The sequence below is a fragment of the Frankia sp. CoWAU3 genome (assembly GCF_977971855.1).
This window is the reverse complement of the sequence record NZ_CDWWXB010000034.1, coordinates 2,810-7,250: the sequence shown is the minus strand read 5'-3', so window position 1 is coordinate 7,250 and position 4,441 is coordinate 2,810. Positions and strand designations below refer to the sequence as shown.

Below are 4,441 nucleotides of genomic sequence, written 5' to 3'. Positions count from 1 at the left end.
GGCGCCGGCCGCGGATGTCGTCATCGGTGTCGTCCGTTCGGTTCGATGGGGCCGGCATGCAGCTTCTCGACGTACTTGGCCAGCACGTCGACCTCGATGTTGACCAGGGAACCCGGCGCACGGCGACCCAGCGTGGTCAGTTCGAGCGTGGTGGGGATCAGGCTGACCGTGAAGGTGGCCGGTGAGTCGCCACCGGCCGGCGAGATGTCGACGACGGTCAGGCTCACCCCGTCCACCGTCACCGAGCCCTTCTCCACGAGGTAGCGGTCAAGCCCCTCGGGGAGCGCGACGCGCACGAACTCCCAGCCCTCACCGGGCTGCCGGTCGAGGACCGTACCGACGCCGTCGACGTGCCCCTGGACCAGGTGGCCTCCCAGCCGGTCCGCCAGCCGGACGGGACGTTCGAGATTCACCCGGTCACCGACGGCGAGCTTCCCAAGAGAGGAACGCACCAGCGTCTCTCGCATCACGTCAGCAGTGAACGCCGACGGGCCGTCCGTTGTGCCGGGTGGGCCGCCGGCCGTAGCGGTCTCGGCGCCCCCGTCGAGCCCCGGGCGGGCGAAGGAAGTCACCGTGAGACAGACACCGTTGACGGCGATGGACGCGCCGTGACTCACATCACCCAGAACCGTCTGACAGGCGATGGTGAGTGCCGCCGACTCCGACCGCGCATCCACCGCGGTCACCACGCCAAGTTCTTCAACGATGCCGGTAAACATCCGACCCGTGCCCCTCGCTCCCGGGCACCCGCACCCTGGGCGAGGAAAAACCACGCGGGACCACGCCGGCACGCTCACGCCGACACGCGCCCGCGAGCGGTCAACGACCACCGCGGGCACTCGGCCCGCGCGCGTCCTCCCATCCGGACTTTCACCGTCGGTCCCGGAATTCCACCGGGTCAGCCGTCCCAGTACCTGCGGACGGGTCGCGGACTGTCACCGCCGGTTCGGAATTTCACCGACCCCGGAGCGCGCGTGCTGCTAGTTGTACTGCCTCAAGTCTGGCATATGAAGCCGCCGGACGCCGGTGAAGCCGCCGGACGCGGTCACGCCGGCCCGACCGCCGAGCGTGGCGCGGGCGGGGACAGCCGGGGCGCCGCCCGCAGCGCCTGCTCACGCAGCCGCTCGACGGCCTGGCCCGGATCGGCCGCCCCGAAGACGGCCGTGCCGGCGACGAACACGTCCACACCCGCCACCGCGGCCCGCTCGATCGTCTCGGCGTTGACCCCGCCGTCGATCTGCAGCCACAGGTCCAGCCCACGGGCGTCGAGCAGGCGCCGGGCGGCCTCGATCTTCGGCAACACCTCGGTCATGAACGTCTGACCGCCGAAACCCGGCTCGATGGTCATCAGCAGCAGCAGGTCGAACCGGTGCAGGTCATCGAGATAGTGCTCGACCGGGGTGTTCGGCTTCACAGCGAGGCCGGTGCGGGCCCCGGCCGCCCGGATCGCCCTGGTGGTGCGGGGCAGGTCGGACACGGCCTCGGCGTGAATGGTGACGTTCGCCGCGCCGCGCTCGGCGTACCCGGCCGCCCAGCGGTCGGGATCGTCGATCATGAGATGGCAGTCAAGCGGAGTATCCGTCACCGCGCGCAGGGCCGTCACCGTGTCCGGCGCGAACGCCAGGTTCGGGACGAAGTGGTAGTCCATCACATCGACGTGCAGCCAGTCGGCCTGCCCCTCGACCGCCAGGGCCGCGTCGGCGATCCGGCCGAAGTCGGCGGCGAGCAGGCTGGGGTAGATCTGGGCGGTGGCCATTTCGCGAGGGTATCGGCTCCCGGGTCCGACGCCTCAGCTGTCGACCCGGCGCAGCAGGGCGACGAACATCGCATCCGTGCCATGGAGATGCGGCCAGAGCTGGACGAACGGGCCGTCACCGAGCCGGTCGACCTCCGGCAGGGTCAGGCGGGCATCGAGGATGGAGGTGTCGGCGCGTTGTCCGGCCACGCCACGCACCACCTCGACGGTCTCGGCCGGATGCGGGGAACAGGTCGCGTACGCCACCACCCCGCCCGGGCGGACCAGGTCGAGCGCGGCGACGAGCAGCGCACGCTGGAGCGGGACGAGCGCGGCCACATCGGCCGAGGTCCGCCGCCATCGGGCCTCCGGCCGGCGCCGCAGTGCTCCGAGGCCGGTGCAGGGGACGTCGACCAGCACCCGGTCGGCTCCATCGGGCCGCAGCGGCACCGCCCGGCCGTCGGCGCGTACCGTCCAGGCCCGCGCCGCGTCGCCCAGGGACCGGGCCACCATGGCCGCCCGGGTCGCCCGGGGCTCGACCGCGATCAGACCCGGCCCGTCCGGCAGACCCGGCCCGTCCGATGGGGCGGAGCCGCCGAGCAGCGCGGCGAACAGGGCCGCCTTCCCGCCGGGGCCCGCGCACAGGTCGATGGTCAGCCCGAGGTCACGGCCCACCGTCACCGCGCGGGCCAGGGCCAGGGTGACGAGCTGGCTGCCCTCGTCCTGCACGGCAGCCGCGCCCGCGGCCACGGCGGGCAACCCCGCCGGGTCCCCGCCGTCGAGGCGTACCGCATACGGCGAGTAGGGGCCGACTCGGGCGGTCAGACCTGCCTGCGCGGCCTCGGCGAGCAGCCGGTCACGGTCGACCCGGCCCGGACGGGCGACCAGGTGTACCGCGGGTCGGACGTCGTCTGCCTCCAGCGCGGCGCGGGTCGCCGTGAGGTCGCCGGCCAGGGCCTCCGCGACGACCTCGACGATCCAGCGGGGATGCGTCGTCACGACCGCCAGGTGACCGACAGGGTCGACGTCGAACCGCGGCGCGGACAGCATCGTGGCGAGATCGCCGCCGGTCTCGGCCACCCGGGCGGCCACCCGACGCAGCACGGCGTTCGCGAAGCGGACCGGGCGCTCGCCACTCGTCGTGCGGACCAGCTCGACGGTGCTGGCCACGGCTGCGTGGGCCGGGACCCTGGTCCGCAGCAGCTGGTAGGCGCCCAGGCGCAGCGCGTCGCGCACCGGCGGGTCGACGGTGTGGACGGGTCGACTCGTCGCCGTGTCGAGCACCCCGTCGAGGGTGCCCTGCGCACGCAGGGAGCCGTAGGCGAGCTCCGTGACGAACCCGCGGTCCCGGGCGGACAGCCCGCTGCCCGCCAACAGGGACGGCAGCAACAGGTTGGCGTAGGAGCCGCGCTCGTCCACCGCCCGCAGCACCTCCCAGGCCAGCAACCGCGGCCGGTCGACGCCTGACGCTGGCCGGGGCCCACGGGTGCCCGGCGAACCGGCCGATCTCACGACGTTCCTCCACTGACCGGCATCGCGCCGATCGCGCCGAGGGTCTCCCCCTTGGCGATCCGGACCCCGCGGGCCCAGGCCGCGGCCGCCATCGGGCCTCGCCCCTCGGGACGCACCTCGCCGAGGAGCACCGGGCTCGTGCCCGTGCCGACCGCCACGTCCCCGCCGGGGAGCACCATGATCTGCCCCGCCGGCAGCCCCCCCGCCGGCAGCCCGGTGGGCAGCGCTACCGGCCCGGCCGGCCGGCCGGACACCGCACCGAGGCGCACCGGACCGATCTTGAGCCGCCGGTCGCGAAACGTCGTCCAGGCTCCCGGCGCGGGAGTGGCGGCCCTCGCCAGCCGATCCACCGCGATCGCCGGCTTCGTCCAGTCGATCCGGGCCTCCTCGGCGGTCAGCTTCGGCGCGAAGGAGATCCCCTCGGCGGGCTGGGCCACGGGCCGCACCGTCCCGTCGGCGATGCCGTCCATCACCGCGACCAGCAGCCCGGCGCCAGCCTCGGCGAGCCGGTCCAGCAGATCACCGGAGGTGTCCGTCGGCCGAACCCGCTCGGTGAGGACACCGTAGACCGGACCGGAGTCCATCGCCGGTTCGATCTGGAAGACGCTCGCGCCGGTCAGGTCGTCCCCGGCGAGCAGGGTGCGCTGCACCGGAGCCGCCCCGCGGTAGGCCGGCAGCAGGGAGAAGTGCAGGTTCACCCAACCGTGGCGGGGAATGGCGAGCGCCGCGGGCGGTAGCAACGCGCCGTAGGCCACCACCGGGCAGCAGTCGGGCGCGAGGCCGGCGAGCGTGGCCAGGAACTCCGGGTCCCGGGGCCGGTCCGGGCTGAGCACCGGGATGCCGGCCTCGTCGGCCAGGACGTGGACGGGGGGCGGCTTCACCTTCCGCCCCCGCCCGGAGGGCCGATCGGGCCGGGTGACAACCGCGACCACGTCATGGCGCGGGCTGTCGATCAACGCCCGCAGGCTGGGCAGAGCCACCGCCGGGGTACCGGCGAAAACAAGACGCATACGCGAAGCACCGATCCGTCGCGACGTCATTGCCGACGCCGTGACCGTCTCCGGGGGTCATCGATCCGAGGTGTCCGACCGGGCCGGGAGCATCCCGCCGTTCTCCGGCCGGGGAGTACGGGCTGACGTCCACAGGCCTGTCGCCGCCGATGACCGTACCCCGCCGACGCTCGGAGATGGCGGA

The 4,441-nt window shown here is 73.8% G+C and carries 4 protein-coding genes and 1 riboswitch; all 4 genes read right to left on the bottom strand.

Going from position 1 to position 4,441, the window contains the following annotated elements; genetic code table 11:
• Nucleotides 1-20: 20 nt before the first annotated feature.
• Nucleotides 21-719 carry a riboflavin synthase gene (locus AC08ON_RS05660; protein WP_476607698.1) on the bottom strand — a complete coding sequence of 233 codons (699 nt, stop codon included), beginning with the start codon at nt 717-719 and terminating at the stop codon, nt 21-23.
• Nucleotides 720-846: 127 nt separating this feature from the next.
• Nucleotides 847-976: riboswitch (FMN riboswitch) on the bottom strand.
• Between the two features lie 69 nt (nt 977-1,045).
• On the bottom strand, nt 1,046-1,756 hold the full coding sequence (gene rpe / locus AC08ON_RS05655; protein WP_476607699.1) for a ribulose-phosphate 3-epimerase: 711 nt from the start codon (nt 1,754-1,756) through the stop codon (nt 1,046-1,048).
• Between the two features lie 33 nt (nt 1,757-1,789).
• Nucleotides 1,790-3,247 (bottom strand): RsmB/NOP family class I SAM-dependent RNA methyltransferase, encoded by a 1,458-nt coding sequence (locus AC08ON_RS05650; protein WP_476616572.1) that lies wholly within the window; start codon nt 3,245-3,247, stop codon nt 1,790-1,792.
• A complete protein-coding gene (fmt, locus tag AC08ON_RS05645; protein ID WP_476607701.1) occupies nt 3,244-4,257 on the bottom strand; it encodes a methionyl-tRNA formyltransferase in 1,014 nt (337 codons plus the stop codon). The genes AC08ON_RS05650 and fmt overlap by 4 nt, the downstream gene beginning before the upstream one ends.
• Nucleotides 4,258-4,441: the final 184 nt, after the last annotated feature.